General features: G+C 61.8%; 18 protein-coding genes. 11 read left to right on the top strand and 7 right to left on the bottom strand.

Going from position 1 to position 22,005, the window contains the following annotated elements:
• Window positions 1-16: 16 nt before the first annotated feature.
• Together BLU78_RS12190 and BLU78_RS12185 are read right to left on the bottom strand one after the other, a co-directional pair.
• Window positions 17-430, bottom strand: a complete 414-nt coding sequence (locus BLU78_RS12190; protein ID WP_026020828.1) for a hypothetical protein — start codon at window positions 428-430, stop codon at window positions 17-19.
• Window positions 430-699: a PqqD family protein gene (locus BLU78_RS12185; RefSeq protein WP_010265691.1), complete on the bottom strand. Its 270-nt coding sequence runs from the start codon at window positions 697-699 to the stop codon at window positions 430-432. Before BLU78_RS12185 ends, BLU78_RS12190 begins: the two co-directional genes overlap by 1 nt.
• A 205-nt stretch (window positions 700-904) precedes the next feature.
• Between BLU78_RS12185 and BLU78_RS12180 the strand changes: the two genes are divergently transcribed.
• The 4 genes from BLU78_RS12180 to BLU78_RS12165 are packed head-to-tail and all read left to right on the top strand — an operon-like array spanning window position 905 to window position 5,576.
• Window positions 905-2,863 (top strand): RecQ family ATP-dependent DNA helicase, encoded by a 1,959-nt coding sequence (locus tag BLU78_RS12180; RefSeq protein ID WP_010265694.1) that lies wholly within the window; start codon window positions 905-907, stop codon window positions 2,861-2,863.
• A gap of 59 nt (window positions 2,864-2,922) precedes the next feature.
• Window positions 2,923-3,531, top strand: coding sequence for a 3'-5' exonuclease (locus BLU78_RS12175; protein ID WP_010265697.1), 609 nt, complete (start codon window positions 2,923-2,925; stop codon window positions 3,529-3,531).
• Entirely contained in the window at window positions 3,528-4,727 is a 1,200-nt protein-coding gene (locus tag BLU78_RS12170; protein ID WP_010265704.1) for a class I SAM-dependent rRNA methyltransferase, read from the top strand. The genes BLU78_RS12175 and BLU78_RS12170 overlap by 4 nt, the downstream gene beginning before the upstream one ends.
• Window positions 4,728-4,730: 3 nt before the next feature.
• Window positions 4,731-5,576, top strand: coding sequence for an alpha/beta hydrolase (locus BLU78_RS12165; protein ID WP_010265706.1), 846 nt, complete (start codon window positions 4,731-4,733; stop codon window positions 5,574-5,576).
• A 37-nt stretch (window positions 5,577-5,613) separates the two neighbouring features.
• Here BLU78_RS12165 and BLU78_RS12160 read toward each other — a convergent pair whose 3' ends face one another.
• From BLU78_RS12160 to BLU78_RS12140, 5 genes are all read right to left on the bottom strand, one after another.
• On the bottom strand, window positions 5,614-6,468 hold the full coding sequence (locus BLU78_RS12160) for a YncE family protein (protein ID WP_026020830.1): 855 nt from the start codon (window positions 6,466-6,468) through the stop codon (window positions 5,614-5,616).
• A gap of 99 nt (window positions 6,469-6,567) precedes the next feature.
• Window positions 6,568-8,514, bottom strand: a complete 1,947-nt coding sequence (yidC, locus tag BLU78_RS12155) for a membrane protein insertase YidC (RefSeq protein WP_010265714.1) — start codon at window positions 8,512-8,514, stop codon at window positions 6,568-6,570.
• Between the two features lie 180 nt (window positions 8,515-8,694).
• Window positions 8,695-10,317 (bottom strand): CTP synthase, encoded by a 1,623-nt coding sequence (locus tag BLU78_RS12150; protein ID WP_010265717.1) that lies wholly within the window; start codon window positions 10,315-10,317, stop codon window positions 8,695-8,697.
• An 11-nt stretch (window positions 10,318-10,328) separates the two neighbouring features.
• Window positions 10,329-12,533: a DUF349 domain-containing protein gene (locus BLU78_RS12145; RefSeq protein WP_044106692.1), complete on the bottom strand. Its 2,205-nt coding sequence runs from the start codon at window positions 12,531-12,533 to the stop codon at window positions 10,329-10,331.
• Window positions 12,534-12,715: 182 nt separating this feature from the next.
• Window positions 12,716-14,674: a DEAD/DEAH box helicase gene (locus BLU78_RS12140; protein WP_010265722.1), complete on the bottom strand. Its 1,959-nt coding sequence runs from the start codon at window positions 14,672-14,674 to the stop codon at window positions 12,716-12,718.
• Between the two features lie 126 nt (window positions 14,675-14,800).
• Here BLU78_RS12140 and BLU78_RS12135 point away from each other — a divergent pair, with 126 nt between their 5' ends.
• From BLU78_RS12135 to buk, 7 genes are all read left to right on the top strand, one after another.
• The gene (locus tag BLU78_RS12135) at window positions 14,801-15,472 is read left to right on the top strand and encodes a response regulator transcription factor (RefSeq protein WP_010265724.1); all 672 of its coding nucleotides are present in this window, start codon (window positions 14,801-14,803) and stop codon (window positions 15,470-15,472) included.
• 204 nt (window positions 15,473-15,676) lie between these two features.
• Complete coding sequence (gene proB / locus BLU78_RS12130) at window positions 15,677-16,771, top strand: glutamate 5-kinase (RefSeq protein ID WP_010265726.1); 1,095 nt, start codon at window positions 15,677-15,679, stop codon at window positions 16,769-16,771.
• 1 nt (window position 16,772) lies between these two features.
• Window positions 16,773-18,029, top strand: coding sequence for a glutamate-5-semialdehyde dehydrogenase (locus tag BLU78_RS12125; RefSeq protein ID WP_010265729.1), 1,257 nt, complete (start codon window positions 16,773-16,775; stop codon window positions 18,027-18,029).
• Between the two features lie 122 nt (window positions 18,030-18,151).
• Entirely contained in the window at window positions 18,152-18,526 is a 375-nt protein-coding gene (crcB, locus tag BLU78_RS12120; protein WP_010265731.1) for a fluoride efflux transporter CrcB, read from the top strand.
• A 206-nt stretch (window positions 18,527-18,732) separates the two neighbouring features.
• Window positions 18,733-19,935, top strand: coding sequence for an acetate/propionate family kinase (locus BLU78_RS12115; protein WP_010265735.1), 1,203 nt, complete (start codon window positions 18,733-18,735; stop codon window positions 19,933-19,935).
• A 35-nt stretch (window positions 19,936-19,970) separates the two neighbouring features.
• Window positions 19,971-20,879 carry a phosphate acyltransferase gene (locus BLU78_RS12110; protein WP_010265737.1) on the top strand — a complete coding sequence of 303 codons (909 nt, stop codon included), beginning with the start codon at window positions 19,971-19,973 and terminating at the stop codon, window positions 20,877-20,879.
• Between the two features lie 45 nt (window positions 20,880-20,924).
• On the top strand, window positions 20,925-21,992 hold the full coding sequence (buk, locus tag BLU78_RS12105) for a butyrate kinase (RefSeq protein WP_026020833.1): 1,068 nt from the start codon (window positions 20,925-20,927) through the stop codon (window positions 21,990-21,992).
• The last annotated feature ends 13 nt before the right edge of the window (window positions 21,993-22,005 follow it).

Here is a 22,005-nt window from a genome sequence, read left to right as displayed (position 1 = left end):
GGGTCCCGAAGGAGTTTTAAGCCGATACGGGAGGGGCCCGGAAGCCTACGGGAAGAATCGAGGCCTCCTGTACGAAAGGTGAACGCCTTTCGGCGCTCTTTTCCCGCAGAACGGGAACCCGTTCGGGACACGGACACTCCGCAGTGATGGCGGGAGGCAGGTCGGTGACCATGCAGCGGATATGGCGTTCGCCGTTCTCAGCGGACGAATAGAGATAGAGTTCTATGTCGGTCGAATGGAGTTCGCAGCCGCAGCACGAACGCACGACCCCGTCGGCGGGCATGTCGTGCTGGCATTCCGAAAGACATACATGCTCCGCATGCACCCGCTGCTCCACACACCTGCAGGTCAGGGAGACCACGGCCGCCCCGGCCGTCGCCAGCAGGTAGACGGTCATCAGTAACAGCGATATGCCTTTCTTCACGTTCATCATTCCACAATTCCGCACTCCGCGAGCCGGGCGACCCACAGCCCGGCATCCTGCAGGGCGGTTTCGGCATCGACCTCATAACGTTCGGTGAGCAGGTCCGCTGCATCTTCGGCCGTGAAATCCCGGCCGCGCAGCGCCTCCCACAAGTAGAGGGACGACGGATTGAGCGACACGATGCGTGTCATATCCGCAGCTCCGCCGCCTCCCGGCATGACGATTACATGCTCGCCCGCCATCTCGCGTATCTTGTATTCTTCGCGTATCTTCATTTATCGAACGTTCTGATCTTTGCAAAAGTATAAAAAAATCCCCAAACCGCCTAATTTTTCGGCGCCGTAACGGCACTTTTAGGAAATCGGGTCGTTTTGCAGGAGCTATGAAATTTCGTATCTTTGACTTCGTCTCAGATACTCCCGCTCGGCATAATCAAACTAAAGTTTGCTTCTGCGCTCGACTTTTTCGTATCTTTGTATTATGGAATCCGCTTCGGACAAAATATACGACACCCTGAAACGCTACTGGGGCTTTACGGAATTCCGTCCCGTGCAGGAGGAGATCATCCGCTCCGTCCTGGAGGGGCGCGACACGCTGGCGCTGATGCCCACGGGCGGCGGCAAGTCGCTCACCTATCAGGTTCCGACCCTCGCCCGCCCGGGCCTGTGCATCGTCGTCACGCCGCTCATCGCCCTGATGAAAGACCAGGTCGACCGTCTTCGGGCACGCCGCATCGCGGCCGTGGCCATCCACTCGGGACTCTCGCCCCGACAGATCGACATCGCGCTGGACAACTGCGTCTACGGCGACGTGAAATTCCTCTACGTCGCCCCCGAACGGCTGGCCACCGAGGCGTTCCGCCTGCGCGTCGTACGCATGAACGTCTCGCTCCTGGCCGTCGACGAGGCCCACTGCATCTCGCAGTGGGGCTACGATTTCCGGCCCTCGTACCTGCGCATCGCCGAACTGCGCGAGAAACTCCCCGGAGTCCCCGTGCTGGCGCTCACCGCCTCGGCGACGAAACCGGTGGCCGACGACATCATGCGCCACCTCAAATTCGCCGAGCCGCACATCCTGCGCAGCAGTTTCGCACGCCCCAACCTCTCGTACAGCGTCCGCCGCACCGACGACAAGAACGGCCAACTGCTGCGGCTGGTGCACAACGTCCCCGGCTCGGGCATCGTCTACACGCGCACCCGCGAAGGCACCGAGCAGACCGCCGACTTTCTGCGCCAGGAGGGCGTCCCGGCCGCGGCCTACCACGGCGGACTGGGGCATGCAGAACGGGCGCTGCGGCAGGAAGAGTGGCTCTCGGGCAAAGTCCGCGTGATGGTCGCCACGAACGCTTTCGGCATGGGCATCGACAAACCCGACGTGCGGTTCGTGGTCCACTACGCCATGTGCGACTCGCTCGAAAGCTATTACCAGGAGGCCGGACGCGCAGGCCGCGACGGCGCGCGGGCCTATGCCCTGCTGCTCGTGGCCTCGGACGACAGCGACCGCATCGCACGGCGTTTCGAACAGGAGTTTCCCCCGCTCGAAAAAGTCAAAGATATCTATGAATCGGTCTGCTCCTACCTGCAGGTGGGCGTCGGCGACGGGGGCGAGGCCTCGTTCCTGTTCAACATCCACGACTTCTGCGCCCGCGAACACCTCTATTCGGGGACGGTCCTGAGCGCCCTGAAACTCCTGCAGCAGAACGGCTACATGACCCTCACCGACGCGCAGGAAAACCCCGCGCGGGTGATGTTCTGCGTCAGCCGCGACGAATTGTACAAACTTCGCGTGCAGCGCGACGAACTCGACCACTTCATCCGCACCCTGCTGCGGCTCTACAACGGGGTCTTCACCGAATTCCGGCCCATCGACGAGGGCGAACTGGCCACCTGGAGCGGCTACACCGTCCAGCGGGTCAAAGAGCTGCTGAAGCGGCTCTGGCAGCTGCGCGTCATCCGCTACATCCCGTCGAACCGCTCGCCGATCCTCTTCCTGAACGAAGAGCGCCTTCCGCGCGCCGACCTCTATATCGCCCCCGAGACCTACCAGCGGCGGCAGCAGTTGATGCGCGAACGCTTCGAACAGATGGTCGCCTACGCCGCCAACGACGACGAGTGCCGCGGCGCCGTGCTGGAAAAATACTTCGGCGAGGGCGATCCCGCCCCATGCGGGGTCTGCGACGTGTGCCTCGCCCGCAAACGGGCCGCCAAAGCCTCCGCCGGAGCTTCCGACGCCGATGCCGCCGCGCTGCGCGAAAGCATCCTGCAACGCCTGGCCGAATCCCCCGCCGACCCGCGGCAACTGGCCGCGGACATGGCCTGCCCGCCCGAACGGCTGGCCGGGGCCGTGCGCGAACTGCTCGCAGAAAGAGCGGTCCGGACCTCCCCGGACGGCTGTCTCGCGCTTTCCGGCGGTCCCGACAACCCGGACCCGGTAAAATAGCGCTCCGGCGAGCCGCTTTTCTGAAAATAATTCCGTAAATTTGTGGGAATTTTCACCGCATGACCACAGTAAACAATTTCATCAATAAAATCAGCAACGAGCAGACCGCCCTGCTCCCGGCCGTCGAGTTCCGGGGGAAGATTCTCCTCGTCGAGCAGGAACGCGACATCGCCGAGGCCTGCAAACAACTCGCACAACAGCCGCAGATCGGGTTCGACACCGAGACCCGTCCTTCGTTCCGTCCGGGCGTGACGTTCCGCGTGTCGCTGCTGCAGCTCTCCACCCCGACCGTCTGCTACCTTTTCCGGCTCAACAAGATTCCGCTGGCCAAGCCCATCCTGCAGTTGCTCGAAAACAAGGAGGTGCTCAAAATCGGCGCCGACGTGGCGGGCGACCTGCGTTCGCTGCGCCAGATCCGCCACTTCCGCGACGGAGGCTTCGTCGACCTGCAGACCATCGCGCCCCAGTGGGGCATCGAGGAGAAGAGCCTGCGCAAACTCTCGGCCATCGTGCTGGGACAGCGCGTCTCGAAAGCCCAGCGGTTGAGCAACTGGGAGGCCGCGACCCTCACCGACAAACAGCAGCTTTACGCCGCCACCGATGCCTGGGTCTGCACCCGCATCTACGAACAACTGCTGCGCACACCGAAAAAACCGATCCGCAAATGATACCGCAAATCTACCTGCGCCGCGGCAAGGAGGAGTCGCTCCTGCGCCGCCATCCGTGGATTTTCTCGGGGGCCATCGACCACATCGAGGCCGAGGAGGAGTCCGATTTCGCCGAAGGAGCCCTCGTCGAGGTCTACACCCGCCCGGGCGAATTCATCGCCCAGGGCCACTACCAGGTGGGCTCGATCGCCGTGCGCGTGCTCTCGTTCGAACGCGAACCGATCGACCAGGCGTGGTGGAACCGCCGCATCGCCGTGGCCCACGACGTACGCCGCACGCTCTCGCTCACGGACAACCCCGTGACGACCTGCTACCGCCTCGTCCACGGCGAAGGCGACTCCCTGCCGGGACTGGTGGTGGACATCTACGGCACGACGGCCGTCATCCAGTGCCACTCGGCGGGCATGTACCACGCCCGGCAGCAGATCGCCGAGGCGCTGCGCTCGGTCTACGGCGACCGCCTGACGGCCATCTACGACAAATCGTCGCAGACGCTCCCCTTCAAAGCCGACCTCGGGGCCGTCGACGGCTACCTGTGGGGCCGCGCGGAACACACTTCGCAGATCGTCACCGAAAACGGCGAACGGTTCCTCGTCAACTGGGAGAAAGGTCAGAAAACGGGCTTTTTCCTCGACCAGCGCGAGAACCGCGAACTGGTGAAACGCTATGCGAAAGGCCGCACCGTGCTCAACACGTTCTGCTATACGGGCGGATTCTCGGTCTACGCCCTCTCGGGCGGCGCCCGCGAGGTCTGCTCGGTCGACTCTTCGGAGCGCGCCGTGGCGCTGGCCACCGAGAACATGCAGCTCAACTTCGGCGACAGTGCGGCCCACTCGGAGGTCGCCGCCGACGCCGTGGAGTACCTGAAGGACATCGGTGACAAATACGACCTCATCATCCTCGACCCGCCGGCCTTCGCCAAGCACCACAAGGTGCTGGGCAACGCCATGCAGGGCTACAAGCGGCTCAACGCCCGGGCTCTGTCGCAAATCCGTCCGGGCGGCATTCTCTTTACGTTCTCCTGCTCGCAGGCGGTCTCCAAGGAGCTGTTCCGCACGACGGTCTTTTCGGCCGCGGCCATCGCAGGCCGCAAGGTGCGCATCCTGCACCAGCTGACCCAGCCCGCCGACCATCCGATCAACATCTACCATCCCGAGGGCGAATACCTCAAAGGGCTGGTACTCTATGTAGAATAAACCATGAAAAAACTGCTGACCACCACCCTGCTTGCGCTCGCCGCGGTCCTGACAGCCGGGGCCCAGAGCCGTACCGAAGTCTACACCGTCCCGAGCAAGATACTCGGCGTCGAAAAGAACTGCACGGTCTACCTGCCCGACGGTTACGGCCGTTCCGGGGAGAGCTACCCGGTGCTCTACCTGCTGCACGGCGCCAGCGGTTGCCACACCGACTGGACCCTGAAAGGCTACATGCGCCGCATCACCGACGAAACCGTCGCTTCGGGCATGGCCCGGCCGATGATCGTCGTCATGCCCGACGCCGCGGGCGAAGGCGAGAACTACACCGGTCGGCACATGGGCTATTTCAATGTCCCGGGCTGGAACTACGAACAGTTCTTCTTCGAGGAGTTCATCCCCGCCGTCGAAAAGCACTACCGCATCACCGGCGACAAAGCCCACCGCGCCATTTCGGGTCTCTCGATGGGCGGCGGCGGCACGGCGGTCTACGCCCTGCGCCACCCCGAGGTCTTCGGCTCGGCCTGCCCGATGAGCGGCCTGTTGGACGCCCTGCCCGGCCCGCGCAACTACGACGATGCGTTCCAGCAATCCGTCGCCGACAACTCGCCCGTCGTGATGCTGCGCGAAATGCCCGACGACAAGCTCGACGGCGTGCGCTCGGTCCGCTGGTGGGTGGACTGCGGCGACGACGATTTTCTCTGGAAATCCAACGTCGACTTCTACACGCTCATGCGCGAGCGGAACATCCCCCTGCAGTACCGCATGCGCGACGGCGGCCACACGTGGCGCTACTGGGAGACCGTACTGCCCGACGTGCTGGTCTTCGTCTCGGCAGGATTCGACAAATAGCCGCGCAACGAAAAAGGTCCCTTTCCGGGACCTTTTTTCATTTTATCTTTTCGTACACATAAATCTCGTGAACCTCCCGGTCGTAACCCGGGTAAAATCCCCGCGGCATCCCGAGCACGATCCGCGCACCCCGGTTGGCCAGCACCAGCAGGTCGTCCGTCGCGGGATCGACGGCCAGCCCCTCGATCTCGCCCGCCCGCCGGAAATCGTCCATCGAACGGAACGGCAGCACCGTAGCCCAGGATTTCCCGTCGCGCAGGTCGGCGACGTAGATGTTGTCCGGCTCTTCGAGGTCGGCATCCCCGTCGTCCGCCGATATCAGCATCCGCCCGCCGGCCATGAAAATACCCTGCTGCCACTGCGGCACGGGACGCAGGTGGACCTTACGCACGTATTTCCCCGTCGCAAGGTCATAGCCGTAGACATAGCGTCCGTCGACCCAGTCGGCCATCCAGACCATGCCGCCGTCGCGGTCCACGGCCAGTCCGCACACCTCTACCTGCCCCGAGGCGGGTTCCCAATCAATCGAACGTTTCCATTTCAGCGTGTTGGCATCGTAAACCGCCACCTGGATATTCTCCCCGCGGCCGTCCTCAAAGGTCTCGATCCCGGCGTAAATCTCCCCGTTCCAGACGTCGATGTCGCCGATATGGTTCGCCGCCAGCGGCAGCCCCTCGAAGGGCCGTTCGTTCCGGGCCGCCAGCCGCCCCTGCTTGTCGTACTTGTAGAGCGCCGTGCTGCCCGACACATAATAATAGGCCGAATCGGCGGCGATTCCCTGCCGTCCTTCGACCGGAATCACCCGCTTCAGGCGGTATTCCGAACCCAATTCCTGCGCCGCAAGCGGCATCGCGGCTGCCAGCAGCAGCCCGAAAGTCAACCATCTTTTCATTTTCGCTCCCATTTTACACCCTCCCCGGCAAAAACGGGGCCGGAGCTGCATTCCCCTCGAGGAATACGCTCCGGCCCGGATCGAAAGCGGGATTCCCGCCTACTTTTTCTTCGCGCGCTGCTGGGCTTCCTGCTGACGCAGAAGCTCCTCGTAACGCTGCTGGAATTTCGATTTCTTACCCTTCGATTTCTTCGCGGCATTGGCCTGCATGATGGCATGTATCTTCTGGTCGTCGACCATGCGGCGGATGACGAGCGTCTGCCCGATGGTGAAGAGGTTCGAAAGCAGGTAGTAATAGCACAGTCCGCTCGAATAGCTGTTGAACCAGAAGAGCATCATAATCGGCATCATGTAGACCATCATGAACTTCATGCCGGCCATCTGGGGCTGCGACGAAGCGGTCTGCTGGTAGCTGAACCAGGAGTATCCGAACAGCGACACGGCCATCAGCAGGGCGAACAACGACACGTGATCTCCATAGAACGGGATCGAGAACGGCAGGTTCAGCACGCTGTCGTACGACGAGAGGTCGTCGGCCCACAGGAACGGCTGCTCGCGCAGTTCGATCGAAGCGGGGAAGAAGCGGAACATGGCGATCAGAATCGGCATCTGAATCAGCATCGGGATACAGCCGCCCATGGGATTGATGCCCGCTTTCTTGTAGAGCTCCATCATGGCCTGCTGTTTCTTGGCGGCGTCCTCGCGCTTGGGGAATTTCTTGTTCAGCTCATCGACCTGCGGCTTTATCAGACGCATCTTGGCCATCGAGACGTAGCTCTTGTAGGTGAGCGGCGAGATCACCAGCTTCACCAACAGCACCAGAATCAGGATGATGATACCGAAGCTGGCGATATAGTTGCGCAGGAAGTCGAAGACCGGAATCACACACCAGCGGTTGACCCATCCGAAGATGCCCCAACCCAGCGGCACGAGCCGTTCGAGGTGGAGATCGGCGCCCTTCGGGTCGTCGACCTTTTTGAGAATCGAGTACTTGTTGGGGCCGAAATAGAAGGCGAAATCATACCCCTCGGTCTGAGGCGTATAGGGCACTCCCATCTGCGCCGTGAAAGTTTTCAGCAGCGACGACTCGGGAGCCGCCGTATCGAAAGCCAGGTTCGCATAGGAGACGTTCTCCGGGGCGATGAACACCGACGAGAAAAACTGCTGTTTGAACGCCACCCACGACACCTGCGTCGTGATGTTCTTCGACTTGGCGCCGTCGCTCATGCCCAGCTCCTCGATCGACGTTTCGCCCGGGAAGCGGTAGGCCAGCGTGGTGTACATGTTCTCGTTCTGGAATCCCTTCTCGTTCTGGTAGGTGGTGTTGGCCCAGTCGATCTGAATCTGGGTCTGGTTGGCCATCTCGCGGGCCATATTCACCAGCCGCACGTCGAAATCCACGAGGTAGTCGCGTTCGGGCGACGACGTATTATATAAGGTGTAGCGATACTCCAGATACGACTCCTCGGCGACCGGCAGCCGCATCACGACGGCTTTCGCACCGTCGGCGGTCGTCGTCTCCGGCTCGGCGGTAAAGACATAGTCCAGCGTATTTACAGGAATGTTCCGCAGCCCGTTCTTCACGTAGAACGAAAGCCCGAAACGGGCCGTCGCCGGGTCCATCAGTTCGATCAGCTGGTTGCGCTCGCCGCGCGGGGCATACTTGGTGTAGTCTTTCAGCGTGACGCCCGTGATCTGGCCGCCGCGGGTCGAGAAACGCACCGACATCACCTCGTTCTCCACCGTGAACTCCTCGGGCTCCGCCTCGCGGGCCGTCGTCAGCGACTCGCCCAGCGTCTCCACCTGGCGTTCGCGCACGGCTGCCGCGGCCTCTTCGGCCGTCGCCCCGGAGGGCGCTTCACCTATCGCCGTCGAATCGGCGGCCGGAACCGCTGCGGGCCGCGTCGCGCGGGCCACCGAGTCCATATAGGCTTCATACGCCTCCTTCTTTTCGAGATATTCCTTCTGCTGCTTGCTGTTGATATAGGCGAATCCCAGAAAGAGGACCGCCACGACGGCAATGCCGATGATTGATTTCTTATCCATTAAAATTTTAATTAGTTGCACCGACAGTCCAAAACTCCGATTTTGCCGTGAAACGGCATTAAGCCCCCGCCTGAGGCGGGGGTTTGGGGGTGGGTCAGACTTGTAAACGCCGCCTGAGGCGGCGAAAAACAAGGATCGGTTGCAAGAAACGGTACATCTTATTGTCTATATAATTCTTCCTTATTTCTTTCCCGCATATTCCAGTGCGGCCTTCACGAAGGCCACGAACAGCGGCGAGGGGCTCAGCACGGTGCTCTTGTATTCGGGATGGTACTGCACGCCGACAAACCACGGATGGTTCTCGATCTCGACGGCCTCCACCAGATTGGTATCGGGATTGACGCCCACGGCCTTCATGCCGGCGGCCTCGAACTGCTCCAGATAGTCGTTGTTGAACTCGTAACGATGACGGTGACGCTCCGAAATATTGAGTTTGCCGTAGGCCGCAGCCACTTTCGAACCCTTCTTCAGCGTACAGGGATAGGCCCCCAGGCGCATCGTGCCGCCCTTGGCCGTCACGCCCTTCTGCTCCTCCATCAGGTCGATCACCGGATGGGCCGTCGCCTGCTCCATCTCGCTGGAATTGGCGTCGGGCAGTCCCAACACGTTGCGCGCGAACTCGATCACCGCACACTGCATGCCCAGGCAGATGCCCAGGAACGGAATGCCGTTTTCACGGGCGAAGCGCACGGCCTCGATCTTGCCCTCGATGCCGCGGTTGCCGAAGCCCGGAGCCACCAGGATACCCGACATCTTGCCCAGCAGCGAGGCGGCCGTCTCGCCGGTGACCTTCTCCGAATTGACATAGCGGAGCTTCACCTTGCAGTCGTTGACGGCTCCGGCGTGAATGAACGATTCGCAGATCGACTTGTAGGCGTCGGGCAGCTCGGTGTACTTGCCCACCAGCGCGATCTCGATCTTCTTCGACGGGTGTTTGATCTTCTCCACGAAAGCGCTCCAGGCAGCCATGTCCGGCTCCTTGTCGGCCGGGAGGTTCAGTTTGTCCAGCACCACCTCGTCGAGATGCTGTTCGTGCATCTTGATCGGCACCTCGTAGATCGTCGGCACGTCGATCGACTCCATCACGGCATTGGCGTCGACGTTGCAGAACAACGCCACCTTGCGTTTGAGCGCCGTGGTCAGCGTATGTTCGGCGCGCAGCACGAGGATATCGGGCTGAAGCCCGTTCTCCAGCAGCGCCTTCACGGAGTGCTGCGTGGGCTTGGTCTTCATCTCGCCCGAAGCGGCCATGTAGGGAATCAGCGTCAGGTGCACCAGCGCCGTATTCTTGTACCCCAGCGAGTAGCGCAGCTGACGCACCGACTCGATGAACGGCTGCGACTCGATGTCGCCCACCGTGCCGCCGATCTCGGTGATGATGACGTCGTATTTCTTGGTCTGCGCCAACAACTGGATGCGGCGCTTGATCTCGTCGGTGATATGGGGGATGACCTGCACGGTCTTGCCCAGGTACTCGCCTTTGCGCTCCTTCTCGATGACGCTCTTGTAGATACGTCCCGTGGTGACGTTGTTGGATTTCGACGTGGGCTGGTTCGTGAAGCGTTCGTAGTGTCCCAGGTCGAGGTCGGTCTCGGCGCCGTCCTCGGTGACGTAGCATTCGCCGTGCTCATAAGGGTTGAGCGTTCCGGGATCGACATTGATGTAGGGGTCGAGCTTCTGAATGGTCACCGAATAGCCGCGTGCCTGCAACAGCCGTGCGATCGAGGCCGAAATAATACCCTTTCCGAGCGACGACGCAACACCGCCCGTTACGAATATGTACTTGGGTTTGGAAAGTTTCATTACTGTATTGACTATTTATTTTCGTTGTTCTGTTCTTCCTGGTCCTGTTTGTCGATCAGCTTCACTTTCTCGACGGCTGCGGCCATCTCCTCGCGGGCGCGGTCGATCTTCGCACGCACGTCGGCCACCAGCGCCTCGGCGTTCTTCGACTTGGCGAAGAACCCGATGTTGTTCTCCAGCAGCGCGATCTCCTGCTCCAACTGGCGCACCTTGTTGTACAGACGCTCGCGTTCCGTGCGCAGACGGCGGTCGCCCGACGCTTTGAGCGACGACACCTTCTCGCGGAAGCGTCCCATCGAACGGTCGCGCTCCGAACCGCGCAGCGTGTTGAACAGCTCGTCGACGGCGGCCTTGTATTTTTTCTGGATGCTGTCCTTCTGTTTGATGGGCACAAACCCGATCTCACCCCAGCGGCGCTGAAATTCGCGGATCACCTCGTAACCGCCGGCCTTCACGTCGGCCTCGGCCATTTCGGCCAGCAGGGCGAGCTTCTTCTGCAGGTTCTCCTCGTGTTCGCCGTCGACGCTCGCGAAGTGCGACGCCTTACGCTCGAAGAACTTGTCGCAGGCGGCGCGGAAACGCTTCCAGATGGCATCCGAATGACGCCGCGACACGGCTCCGATCTGCTTCCAGCGGGCCTGCAGGGCGATCAGTTCGTCGGTGGCCTTCTTCCACTCCTCGCTGTTCATCAGCGACTCGGCGGCCTCGCAGATCTCGGTCTTCAGCTGGAGGTTGTGCTCCATCTCGGTCTTCATTCCGGCGTAGAACTGCCGCTTGGCCTCGAAGAATCGGTCGCACGCCGTGCGGAAACGCTCGTAGATGCGGTTGTTGTCCTTCTTGGGGGCGAATCCGATGGTCTTCCAGGTCTTCTGGATTTCCAGCAGCCGGTCGCTCGCCTTGTTCCACTCCTTGCGGGTGGTTAGCGGCTGCGCCGAAAGTTCCTCGGTCGCGGCGCAAAGTTCGGTTTTGAGTTCGAGGTTCTTGACCTGCTCGTTCTTCAACTCCTCGAAATGCTCCTGATGCTGTTTGTTGATGCGGCTCGATGCGGCCTTGAAACGCTCCCAGAGCGCCTCCTTATATTCGTTGGCCACGGGACCCGTCTCGCGCCACTCGTCATGGAGTTTCTGCAGCTTGTGGAACGCCTCGACCACCGACGGCTCGAGGATCAGCGCCTCGGCCTGCTCGCAGAGGGCGATCTTCTGCTCGTAATTCTTCTTCAGGTCGAGGTCGCGCAGCTCCTTGTTGATCTTAATGAAACTGTAGAAATTCTCGACATGGAGATTATAGGTCTCCCACAGGTCTTTGACATACTGCTGGGGCACGATGCCGGTCTCCTTCCAGCGCTGCTGCAGTTCGCGGAATTTGTTGAACGTATGGTTCAGCGTCTCGTCCGAGTTGACCAGCTCCTTCAGCTCCTCGATGATCGTCTGTTTGACCTTCAGGTTGGCCTCCTTCTCAGCTTCGAGGTTGGCGATAAAGGCGTCGCGGCGCTGACGGTATATTTTGAACTGCTCTTTGAGCTGCACCTCGGCACCGTCCACCGACGGGGCGAAATCCTCCTCGGCGCCGCCCTCTTCGACGAAGCGGCGGCGTGCGGCCTCGACCTCGGCGCGGCGAATGCGGTAAAAGGCGATCTTCAGCGCCTCGACATCCCGGCGGATCGACTGCACGGGCTGCTCCTCGAGCATCCGGGCGAACAGCGCCACCAACTCCTCCTTGCCTTTGCCGGCGAACTTGTCCGCGGCATCGGGCGTCTCTTCCGCCAACCGGTCGGCCGCTTCCTCCTCGGCCGTTTCGCCTTCGATCTCCAATCCGGCGTTCTGCGCGGCGAGCGCAGCCTCCTCATCGGCGAAATCCACCTGCACATCCCCCGGCACAGCCTCCTCGTCGACCGCCTCGGCCACGGGTTCAGCCGCAGGCTGGATGCGGGCGCGCTTCGCCCGCGGAGCGGCCTCTTCGGCAACGGTCTCCTCAACAGGAGCGGCCTCTTCGGCAGGGACATCCTCGGCGGGGACAGCCTCCTCGACGGGGACAGTCTCGGCGGGCGTCTCTGCGACTTCCGCGGCGGGAACGGCCTCCGCTTCGGCAGGAGCCTCGGCAGCGGGATTTTGGGTTTCGGGGACTTCGGCAGTCACAGCAGAATTCGCTTGCACATCTTCAGCCGCAGGGCTGACATGCTCTTCGGGAGCAGGAAGTGTCGGTTTTTCAGTAGCCATCTCAGTACGCATTTTTGATTCCCGTATATATACGGGGGTATATAAATCTCGCAAATGTAACCATTTTATGCGGAATCCGGAAATGATTTCACCAAAAGATGCAACAACGCCGCCATCCGGACGAGAGAAACCCCTGCATCCCGGTACGGCGGCGCGATTTTCCGGCAGTTTACAGCCTCGCGTCAGCGTTTGCGCCCCTTGGCGGCAAGACGCTTGGGTGCGGCCTGGCGGCCCGTCGTAACGGGACGCGCCCCGCGGCGCACGCTCTTGGTTCCGGCGCCTCCGCGTTTGGGCTTCTCCCACGCCGAAGCGTCGTCGAAACGCTGGAAAGCCTCCCAGTCGAAGCCTTCGTTGCCGCCCTCCGGAGTCGCACTCCAGTCGTTCGCGGCCTTCTTCCGGCTCCGCGTCTCCGGACGGGACGCCTCCGCCGGAGCTTCGGCAACCTGCCTGCGGCTCCGTTTCACGGGACGTTCCACGGCTTCGGCATGCGGCGCAGCATCCGCATCCCGGCGTCGGCTCCGCCTTTCGGGACGGGATTCGCCCTGCTCCGATTTCGCCCCGCCGGCCGCATCCTCGCGGTCGATACGGGCAATGCGGCGGCGGCCGCCCGAGGCGTTGAGCCGGCTCACGACGTTCTCGGCGTCGCTGAACGGCACGCTCACCAGCGAATAGTTCTCGAAGACGCGCACGTCGTCGAGATTCTTGTCCCTCAGTCCGCATTTGCGTTTGAGCATGTCGACCAGCCTGCGTCCCGAATAGCCGTCGCGCGACCCGAGGGTCAGGAACAGCCGGGTCTTGCCCTTGCGGTCGACCGAGAACGAACGAATCTCGGGATAGTTGCTCTGGTCGAGTTCGCTGCGGAACGCCAGCCGGAGCAGGGCTCCCAACGCCACGTCGGGCGCATAGGTTTCGAGCAGTTCGGCGGCATAGTCGGCGTAATCGCCGTATGCCTCGCTCTCGACGATCTCCCGCAGGTCGTCCTTAATCTTGGCGCGCTTCATCGCCACGATGTCCTGCGGCGAGGGAAGCGTCTCGCGTTTGATGTCGGCTTTGATGTCGCGCATCATCCAGTTGAAACGCCGCAGTTCGGCGCCCGAAATAAACGTGATGGCCGTGCCCTGACGCCCAGCGCGGCCCGTGCGGCCGATGCGGTGCACATAGCTCTCCGAATCCTGCGGCAGCGAGTAGTTTATCACGTGCGAAAGGTTCGACACGTCGATACCGCGCGCGGCGACATCGGTGGCTATCAGTATGTTGACTGCCTTGTCACGGAACTTGCGGAGTATCTTCTCACGCTGGGCCTGCGACACGTCGCCGTGCAGCCCCTCGGCCGAATATCCCTGCGCCACCAGGCGCGTCGTCACCTCGTCCACGCCGATCTTCGTACGGCAGAAGACAATGCCGTAAAAATCGGATTCGATGTCGATGATGCGCGTCAAAGCGTCGAACTTGTCGGCCTCGCGCACCTCGAAATAGATCTGGTTCGTCAGGTCGACGGTCAAATGCTGCGACTCGATGCGCAGCATCTCCGTATCGCGCATGTAGGCCTCCGACAGCCGGACGATCCGCTCGGGCATCGTGGCCGAGAACAGCAGCACGCGGCGGTCCTCGCCCGTGTGGCTCATGATCTCCTCGACATCCTCTACGAAGCCCATGTTCAGCATCTCGTCGGCCTCGTCCAGCACCAGGAAACGGACCTTGTCCAGTTTGAGCGTACCGCGGCGGATGTGGTCCAGCACACGGCCCGGGGTTCCGACGACGATGTCGACGCCGCGCGACAGACGGCGCAGCTGCTCGCCCATGGCGGCCCCTCCGTAGATGGCCGTGATCGAGAGCCTCCGCCCGGCATTGAAGCTCAGCAGCTCCTCGGCGGCCTGCACGGCCAGCTCGCGCGTCGGGACGAGAATGATGGATTGCACGCCCTCCGTCGAATGTTCGATCTGCTGGAGTATCGGGAGCCCGAAAGCGGCGGTCTTGCCCGTGCCGGTCTGGGATTGTGCGATGATGTCGTTGTCGCCGGAAAGCAGGCGGGGAATGGTGAGGCGCTGGATGGAGGTGGGGGATTCGAATCCTTTTGCGCGGACGGCCTCGAGCATCTGCTCGCTGAGGCCCAGGGTGCTGAAATCAGCTTCGTTGGTCATATCGTTATATTTGAAGGGTCAAAGGTACGACAATTTATTGGATTATTCGCCGGAAAATTACTATCTTCGCAAAGTTATCCGCATGGCGGCCCTGCACGACGGGCGCCGCCGCCTAAAACCGCAACCATGAGTCATCGCATCCTGCTGGTCGACGACGAGGTCGACATCCTCGAATTCGTCCGTTACAACCTCGTCCGCGAGGGTTATGAAGTTTTCACGGCCCAGAACGGCGCCGAGGCGCTCGAAAAGGCCGCCGAATGCCGCCCGCACCTGATCCTGCTCGATATGATGATGCCGGTGATGGACGGCGCCCAGACCTGCCGGGCCATCCGCGAAAACCCCGTGCTGAAAGACACGATGGTGGTTTTCCTCTCGGCGCTGGGCGAGGAGCAGCAGCAGTTGGCGGGTTTCGGCGTGGGAGCCGACGACTATCTCACGAAGCCGATCAAAATGAAACTGCTGGTGAGCCGCGTGCAGGCGATCCTCAAACGCATCGACGCCGATGCGGCCCCCGCCGCGCCCCCGGCTCCGGGCATCACGGTCGACCGCGACCGTTACACGGTGATCCGCGACGGACAGGAGATCGCCCTGCCGCGCAAGGAGTTCGCGCTGCTCGACCTGCTCTACTCGTCGCCGGGGCGGCTGATCCCGCGGGAGGAGATCTACGCCAAAATCTGGGGTACGGAGGTGGTCGTGGGCGACCGCACGATCGACGTCCACATCCGCAAACTGCGCCAGAAGATCGGCGACGAACGCATCGTCACGGTCAAAGGCGTCGGCTATAAATACGAACCCTGAAACGAAGGGTGAAACGTGAAAATCGGATTGTCATTCCGAGGAGGGCCGAAGGACCGACGTGGGAATCTGCCGAACGCATTGTGAGATTACGACCCTGATCGGATTGCCGCGTCGCTACGCTCCTCGCAATGACGGGAGGGAGGGGGCTTGTCGCACGCAACCAAACCAGTCTGTTCGGACGAGACGATTTTGAAATTGTGAATTATGAATTGTGAATCGAAAAAATACCGCCGCATCGTCATCAAAATCGGCAGCAACGTGCTGACCCGCGAAGACGGCCGGCCCGACACCACGCGCATCTCGGCGCTCGTGGACCAGGTTGCGGGGCTCTACCGCGCAGGCGTGGAGGTGATCCTCGTCTCATCGGGGGCCGTGGCCTCGGGCCGCAGCATCCTCGAACAGAAAGTCGGGCGCATCGACACCGTTTCGGCACGCCAGCTCTTCTCGGCCGTCGGGCAGGTGAAACTGCTGAACCGCTACTACGACCTCTTCAACGAATACGGCATCGCCTGCGGACAGGTGCTCACCACCAAGGAGAGCCTCTCCACGCGGCGCCAGTACCTCAACCAGCGCAACTGCATGGAGGCGATGCTCGCCGCCGGCGTGGTGCCGATCGTCAACGAAAACGACACCATCTCGGTCACCGAACTGATGTTCACCGACAACGACGAACTCTCGGGGCTCGTGGCCGCGATGATGGACGCCGAGGCGCTCGTCATCCTGAGCAACATCGACGGCATCTACGACGGCTCGCCCGCGGACCCGGCATCGCAGGTCATCCGCCGCGTGGCCCCGGGCCGCGACCTCTCGCAGTATATCGACACCGCACGCTCCTCGCGCGGCCGCGGGGGCATGACGACCAAGAGCCGCATCTCGTCGCGCGCCGCGGGCGAAGGCATCGAGGTCGTGATCGCCAACGGCCGCCGCGACGGCATTCTGACGGATCTCATTCTCACGAACCGCGACGTCGTGTGCACGCGCTTCGAAGCGGCGCCCCGCCCCGCTTCAGGGGTCAAAAAATGGATCGCCAGCAGCGAAGGTTTCGCCAAGGGGGCCCTGCGTCTCGACGCCGGAGCCGCCGCGGCCATTTCGCAGAGCAAGGCCGCGAGCATCCTCGCCGTGGGGGTCACCGCCGTCGAGGGGGAGTTCGAACGCGACGACATCGTGCGCATCCTCTCGCCCGAAGGCACACCGCTGGGCGTGGGCCGCATTTCGTGCGACAGCGCCACGGCGCAGCGCAACCTCGGCCGCAAAGGTCTCAAACCGCTGATTCACTGCGATTACCTATATCTGGAATAAGATGGACACGCAATACGAAACCCTGTTTGCCGCCGCCCGCCGCGCCGGAGCAGAACTGGCCCGGACCGACGACGCCACATTGAGCCGCGCCGTGGTGAAAGCCGCCGCCCTGCTGCGGGAGAACACCGAAAGACTGCTCGCGGCCAACGCCCTCGACCTCGCGGCCATGGCCGCCGACTCGCCCCTGCGCGACCGCCTGCGGCTGACGCCCGAGCGCATCGCGGGCATCGCCTCCGACATGGAATCCGTCGCCGGGCTCCCCGCGCCGCAGGGCACGACGATCGACGAGTGGACCCGCCCCAACGGCATGACCGTCCGCAAGGTCCGCGTACCGTTCGGCGTCGTGGGCATGGTCTGCGAGGCGCGCCCCAACGTCACGGCCGACATCTTTTCACTCACGATGAAGACCGGCAACGCCTGCGTGCTGAAAGGCGGCAGCGACGCCCGCCACTCCAACGAGGCCATCGCCGCTCAGCTCCACGAGGCGCTCCGCAGCGAGGGCATCGACCCGGCTGCCTTCACCCTGCTGCCCTCCGGCCACGAGGCCGTGGCGGCCCTGCTCGGGGCCGTGGGCTATGTCGACGTGGTAATTCCCCGCGGCGGTGCGGGACTGATCCGCTTCGTGCGCGAGAACGCCCGCATCCCCGTCATCGAGACCGGCGCGGGCATCGTCCACACCTATTTCGACGCAGACGGCGACCTGGCGAAAGGCCGCGCCGTGGTCTGCAACGCCAAGACACGCCGTGTGAGCGTCTGCAACGCCCTCGACTGCCTCATCGTCCACCGCAGCCGCCTCGGGGAGCTGGCCGAACTGTGCGACCCGATGGCCGCCGAACGGGTCACGATCTATGCCGATGCGGAAGCTTACGCCGCCCTCGCGGGCCGCTACCCCGCCTGCCAGCTCCGTCCCGCCGGGGAGGAGCATTTCGGCACCGAATTCCTCGACTACAAACTGGCCGTCAAAACGGTCGGCTCGCTCGACGAGGCCCTCGCCCACATCGAACGCCACTCCTCGCGCCACAGCGAGGCGATCGTCACCGAGAATGCGGAGACGGCGCGGCAGTTCACACAGCGGGTCGACGCCGCATGCATCTACGTCAACGTCTCGACCGCTTTCACCGACGGGGGACAGTTCGGCTTCGGCGCCGAAGTCGGCATCTCGACCCAGAAGCTCCACGCCCGGGGCCCGATGGGACTTCCCGAACTCACGACCTACAAATATGTCGTTTCGGGAGACGGGCAGACCCGGGAACCGTAACGACGGCAGCTCCGAATGCGGATTTAACAATTTTTCCACCTATTCGGGCAAAAAATAAAACAGATCGTTATCATTTTTTGCTTAAATTTGCACATCCGTAAAATAATGCCTATATTTAACTTATGATTCGTGAACTTTTAGCCGTGGGCCTCGGAGGCGCCGCCGGCAGCGTTGTCCGCTATATGCTCTCGGCCTGGCTGCTGGCAGGGCACACGCTGCTGGGATTTCCGGCCGGAACGTTCGCGGTCAACGCCCTCGGGTCGCTGCTGATCGGCATTCTGCTGGAAGCGACATCATCGGCTGCGGCAGGATGGTTGCTTATCGTAGGATTTTGCGGCGGCTTCACCACGTTCTCGACCTTTTCGGCCGACGCCGTACGGTTGCTGCGGGCCGGGGATTACGGTCCCGCAACGGCTTACATCGCGCTGAGCGTCGGGACCTGCATCGTTTTCGCGATGCTCGGCATGTGGATCGGGGCTCAAATTGTTCGCAATTAAAAATGAAAAATTAAGAATTAAAAATTACTGCACCCCGGTTGAAATCCCGGCTGACAACCCGGACGAAATCCCGGTCGCGCCGCGCAAGCCCCTCCCGAGGGAGGGGGGGGGTGGGGTCAGACTTGCAAACGACGCCGACGGCGGCGACAACACCGGCCGGTAATGAAAAAGCATACATAATAAAGTAAAACTTAAAAATAAGGTAAATGGTAATTCTGGTTTTAAACTGCGGTTCGTCGTCGATCAAATATCAGGTGATCGACATGGAGCCGTCGTCGAGCAAGCTGCTCGCAAAAGGCATCGTAGAGCGCATCGGCCTCCCGGAGGGCGATCTGGTACATAAACCCGTAGGCAAGGAGAATTTCGAGCTGCACCAACCGATCCCCGACCACACGACGGGTATCAAACTCGTGCTCGATGCCCTGACGGACCCCGCACACGGCGTGATCGCGTCGCTCGACGAAGTGAAGGCCGTCGGTCACCGCGTGGCCCACGGCGGCGAATTCTTCCCTGAAAGCTGCATCGTCACCGAAGATGCCAAAGAGAAGATCCGCTCGCTGTTCGAGATCGCCCCGTTGCACAACCCCGCCAACCTCGAAGGCGTGCTTTCGATCGAAAAGGTCCTGCCGGGCGTTCCCCAGGTCACGGTTTTCGACACCTCGTTCCACCAGACGATCCCCGCGGTGAACTACATGTACGCCCTGCCCCACGCCTACTATGACAAGTACCGCGTGCGCAAGTACGGCTTCCACGGCACCAGCCACAAATACGTGGCCCAGGTGGGCGCCGAACTCGCCGGGCTGGATTTCCACAACTCGAAGATCATCACCTGCCACATCGGCAACGGCGCCTCGGTGACGGCCATCCTCAACGGCAAGTCGTTCGACACGTCGATGGGCTTCTCGCCGCTGGACGGCCTGGTGATGGGTACGCGCTGCGGATCGGTGGACGCCAGCGCCATCACGTTCATCGGCGAAAAGGAGGGCATGACCTACGCCCAGCTCAACGACATGATGAACAAGAAATCGGGCGTACTGGGCATCTCGGATATCTCGAGCGACATGCGCGACATCGACCGGGCCTACGACGAGGGCAACCCCCGCGCGATCCTGGCCCGCGACATGCACTACGGACGCATCCGGAAGTTCGTCGGCGAATACGCGGCCGAAATGGGCGGCGTGGACATGATTATCTTCACGGGCGGCGTGGGCGAGAACTCGTGCGAAATGCGCGAGGAGGTCTGCCGGGGACTGGAGTTCATGGGCGTCAAATTCGATCCCGCCGCCAACAAGGGTGCCCGCGGGGTGAACAAGATACTTTCGGCCGCCGATTCGAAGGTCAAAGTCGCCACCATCGCCACCAACGAAGAGCTGGTGATCGCCACGGATACCTATAATCTGGTGAAATAAACATTCAATTTTTACACATTAATACCGTCATTACCATGATTCAGCATCTTACCGAAATCGTCGAGGAGGCGAGAAAACGGGGTAAAAAACGTCTGGCCGTCGCTTACGGACAGGATTCACATACGCTGGAAGCCGTTTACGAGGCTTACAAAGAGGGGCTCGTGGAGCCCACGCTCTTCGGCGACAAGGAGGTTATCAAACAGGTCTGCGAGGAGAACGACATCGACATCAAAGCCTTCAACATCGTCGATGAGTCCAACGACGTGAAATGCGTCCAGCAGGCCGTCGCATCGGTCGTATCGGGCAATGCCGACGTTCTGATGAAAGGTCTCGTTTCGACCGACAAATACATGCGCGGCATCCTCAACAAGGAGGCAGGACTGTTCCCCCCGAAGGGCGTCCTGAGCCACGTCTCGATCGTCGAGATGCCCTGCTACCACAAACTGCTCACCATTTCCGACGTGGCCGTGATTCCGCTTCCGGACTTCAAACAGAAGATGGTGCAGATCGGCTACCTGGCCCGCACGGCCAACCTGCTGGGCATCGAGACCCCGAAGATCGCCTGCATCGCCCCCTCGGAACAGCTGCTCCCCAACGTGATCTCCTCGACCGAAGGCGCGCTGCTGGCCAAGATGGCCGACCGCGGCCAGCTGGGCAAGGTCGTCGTCGACGGCCCGCTGTCGCTCGACGTGGCGCTCTACAAGGACGTCGCCGAGCACAAGAAAGTCAAAGGCTCGTCGGTGGCCGGTGACCCGGACTGCCTGCTGTTCCCCAACCTCGAGTCGGCCAACGTCTTCTTCAAATCGGTGACCCACCTCTGCGGCGGCGAACTGGCCGCGATGGTCATGGGCACAAAGGTACCCTGCGTGCTCACCTCGCGCGGCGACACGAGCAAGACCAAGCTCTACTCGATCGCCCTGGCTTGCCTGGCAGTGAAAAAATAAAACCCGGATACGGGACTAACCCAAACTCTAACGAACCGAGAACTTATGGGCTACAAAGTTTTAGCAATAAATCCCGGCTCAACATCCACAAAGGTCGCCCTCTACGATGAGGAGCGGCCTTTGTTGGATTTGACCCTGCGTCACTCGACCGAAGAAATTTCCCGATTTGCCGACGTCATCGACCAGCTCGACTGGCGCCGGGGGCTGATCCTCTCGGCCCTGCGTGAACAGTCGTTCAACATCAAAGAGCTGTCGGCCGTGATCGGCCGCGGAGGCCTGATACGTCCCATCCCTGCCGGGGTCTACGAAGTCAACTCACGGATGCGCTACGACCTGCGCAACGCCCCGATGAAACACGCCTGCAACCTCGGGGGACTCCTCGCGGCGCAGATTGCCCACATGGCGGGTGTGAAAGCCTACATCGCCGACCCTCCGGTGGTCGACGAGATGGACGACGTGGCCCGCATCTCGGGCATGCCGATGTGCCCGCGCAAGCCGATTTTCCATGCCCTGAACCAGAAAGCCATCGCGCGCCTGCACTGCGGCCGCGCGGGCTGGACCTACGAAGAGTCGAACCTGATCGTGGCCCACATGGGCGGCGGCATCTCGGTGGCGGCGCACAAGCAGGGCCGCATCGTCGATGTAAACAACGCACTCGACGGCGACGGACCCTTCGCCCCGGACCGTGCGGGGAGCATTCCGTCGAGCGAGCTCATCAAAGTCTGCTTCTCGGGACAGTACACGAAAGAGGAGCTGCTGAAATTCATCTCGAGCAAAGGCGGCCTGGTGGCCTACCTGGGCACCAACTCCGTGATTCAGGTCATGGAACGCATCGCCGAGGGCGACCAGCGGGCCAAAAAGGTGTTGGAATCCATGTGCTACAACATCTCGAAACAGATCGGCGCCGCAGCCGCAGCCCTCTCGGGCAAGGTGCAGGCGATCCTGCTCACGGGCGGCATCGCCTACAACGAGCCCGTCGTAGCGTATATCCGCGAACACTGCGGTTTCATCGCCCCCGTCGAGGTCTATCCCGGCGAGAACGAACTCGAGGCATTGGTCATCAACGCGCTGGTGGTGCTGCGGGGGACCGTCACCCCGAAGGTCTACAAATAGCCCGTATCCATCC

It is taken from the genome of Alistipes timonensis JC136 (assembly GCF_900107675.1).
GTDB lineage: Bacteria > Bacteroidota > Bacteroidia > Bacteroidales > Rikenellaceae > Alistipes > Alistipes timonensis.
The sequence above is the reverse complement of the archived record's forward strand: the minus strand, read 5'-3'. Positions and strand labels throughout refer to the sequence as shown.

Excerpts from the sequence above, each read along its gene's own strand:
- BLU78_RS12140 (WP_010265722.1), bottom strand. The coding sequence starts at position 14,674 with ATGACCAACGAAGCTGATTTCAGCACCCTGGGCCTCAGCGAGCAGATG.
- proB (WP_010265726.1), top strand. The coding sequence starts at position 15,677 with ATGAATTGTGAATCGAAAAAATACCGCCGCATCGTCATCAAAATCGGC.
- BLU78_RS12175 (WP_010265697.1), top strand. The coding sequence starts at position 2,923 with ATGACCACAGTAAACAATTTCATCAATAAAATCAGCAACGAGCAGACC.
- BLU78_RS12170 (WP_010265704.1), top strand. The coding sequence starts at position 3,528 with ATGATACCGCAAATCTACCTGCGCCGCGGCAAGGAGGAGTCGCTCCTG.
- BLU78_RS12110 (WP_010265737.1), top strand. The coding sequence starts at position 19,971 with ATGATTCAGCATCTTACCGAAATCGTCGAGGAGGCGAGAAAACGGGGT.
- BLU78_RS12165 (WP_010265706.1), top strand. The coding sequence starts at position 4,731 with ATGAAAAAACTGCTGACCACCACCCTGCTTGCGCTCGCCGCGGTCCTG.
- BLU78_RS12145 (WP_044106692.1), bottom strand. The coding sequence starts at position 12,533 with ATGGCTACTGAAAAACCGACACTTCCTGCTCCCGAAGAGCATGTCAGC.
- BLU78_RS12160 (WP_026020830.1), bottom strand. The coding sequence starts at position 6,468 with ATGAAAAGATGGTTGACTTTCGGGCTGCTGCTGGCAGCCGCGATGCCG.
- BLU78_RS12150 (WP_010265717.1), bottom strand. The coding sequence starts at position 10,317 with ATGAAACTTTCCAAACCCAAGTACATATTCGTAACGGGCGGTGTTGCG.
- BLU78_RS12185 (WP_010265691.1), bottom strand. The coding sequence starts at position 699 with ATGAAGATACGCGAAGAATACAAGATACGCGAGATGGCGGGCGAGCAT.
- BLU78_RS12125 (WP_010265729.1), top strand. The coding sequence starts at position 16,773 with ATGGACACGCAATACGAAACCCTGTTTGCCGCCGCCCGCCGCGCCGGA.
- buk (WP_026020833.1), top strand. The coding sequence starts at position 20,925 with ATGGGCTACAAAGTTTTAGCAATAAATCCCGGCTCAACATCCACAAAG.
- BLU78_RS12180 (WP_010265694.1), top strand. The coding sequence starts at position 905 with ATGGAATCCGCTTCGGACAAAATATACGACACCCTGAAACGCTACTGG.
- crcB (WP_010265731.1), top strand. The coding sequence starts at position 18,152 with ATGATTCGTGAACTTTTAGCCGTGGGCCTCGGAGGCGCCGCCGGCAGC.
- BLU78_RS12115 (WP_010265735.1), top strand. The coding sequence starts at position 18,733 with ATGGTAATTCTGGTTTTAAACTGCGGTTCGTCGTCGATCAAATATCAG.
- BLU78_RS12190 (WP_026020828.1), bottom strand. The coding sequence starts at position 430 with ATGAACGTGAAGAAAGGCATATCGCTGTTACTGATGACCGTCTACCTG.
- yidC (WP_010265714.1), bottom strand. The coding sequence starts at position 8,514 with ATGGATAAGAAATCAATCATCGGCATTGCCGTCGTGGCGGTCCTCTTT.
- BLU78_RS12135 (WP_010265724.1), top strand. The coding sequence starts at position 14,801 with ATGAGTCATCGCATCCTGCTGGTCGACGACGAGGTCGACATCCTCGAA.